This window comes from Rhodosalinus sp. K401 (genome assembly GCF_041365735.1).
Taxonomy (GTDB): Bacteria; Pseudomonadota; Alphaproteobacteria; order Rhodobacterales; family Rhodobacteraceae; genus Rhodosalinus.
Genome location: NZ_JBGFSI010000063.1, coordinates 1 through 354 on the forward strand (window position 1 = coordinate 1; position 354 = coordinate 354).

Genomic DNA, 354 nt, shown 5'->3' on the forward strand with positions numbered 1-354 from the left:
AGGGTATGTGGAGGGAACGCGGGGAAGTGAAACATCTCAGTACCCGCAGGAAGAGAAAACAACCGTGATTCCGGGAGTAGTGGTGAGCGAAACCGGATGAGGCCAAACCAGTCACGTGTGATACCCGGCAGGGGTTGCGTGGTTGGGGTTGTGGGAGTTCTCTTGATCGGTCTGCCGGCCGGTCGGTGAGTCAGAAACCGTTGATGTAGGCGAAGGACATGCGAAAGGTCCGGCGTAGAGGGTAAGACCCCCGTAGCTGAAACATTAGCGGCTCGCTTGAGAACCACCCAAGTAGCACGGGGCCCGTGAAATCCCGTGTGAATCTGGCGGGACCACCCGTTAAGCCTAAATATT

The 354-nt window shown here is 56.8% G+C and carries 1 rRNA gene; it reads left to right on the forward strand.

Going from position 1 to position 354, the window contains the following annotated elements:
* Window positions 1-354: ribosomal RNA gene (locus AB6A66_RS17550) — 23S ribosomal RNA — on the forward strand; the annotation flags it as partial.